Raw genomic sequence first — 676 nt, 5'->3', positions numbered from 1 at the left:
CAACTTATCCGCTACCGGAATCTGCTTTAAGGAGGTGATATGGAGCTTCTTATTATCGGTAATAATGACATCGGGATTGAAGATCTTATCGGGATCGAAGAGCGCCTTAATATCGCGCATCACTTGATAGATCTCCTCTCCCCACTCAGCTTCAACAAAAGGAGCGATATTACGACCGGTGCCATGCTCCCCTTTCAAAGAGCCATTATATTTCACCGCCACCACCTCCGCGAGCTCATCCATAAAGGCATCAAATTGTTTGATCTTCTTCTTAGAGGTCATTGTCGGCGCTAACATAAAGTGGAGATTCCCCTCTAAGGCATGCCCCATAATGGTTGCCTCGGGGAAATTATGCTTCTCAAAGAGTGCGGTTAAAGCCTCTACCCCTTCAACAAGATGCTCCATCGGGAAGACTACATCTTCCGGAATAATCGCCGCGCCACTCTTTCTCCCCTTCGCAACAATGGGAAAAAGCCCTTTTCGTGTATTCCAATATTGAGTAGTGATCTTGGGATCTGTCTGAAAACCGGTAGCTTCCACCACATCATAACCGGCAAGCACCGATTCAATCTTCGCAATCTTCGCTTCTAGCTCTGTCGCGCTCTCCCCCATTGTCCCAATAAGAAGGCAAGCACTATCTTTATCGAGTGGTCGATAGAAGAAACCTGGCAGATCG

Annotated in this window: 1 protein-coding gene; it reads right to left on the bottom strand. The window is 47.3% G+C overall.

What is annotated here, in order from left to right:
• A partial coding sequence (locus tag FK268_RS25870) for an FAD-binding oxidoreductase (RefSeq protein WP_497997377.1) occupies positions 1-676 on the bottom strand: 676 nt, incomplete at both ends.

This window comes from Tsukamurella sputi, assembly GCF_007858445.1.
In the GTDB taxonomy this organism is placed as follows: domain Bacteria; phylum Actinomycetota; class Actinomycetes; order Mycobacteriales; family Mycobacteriaceae; genus Tsukamurella; species Tsukamurella sputi.
The sequence above is the reverse complement of the archived record's forward strand: the minus strand, read 5'-3'. Positions and strand labels throughout refer to the sequence as shown.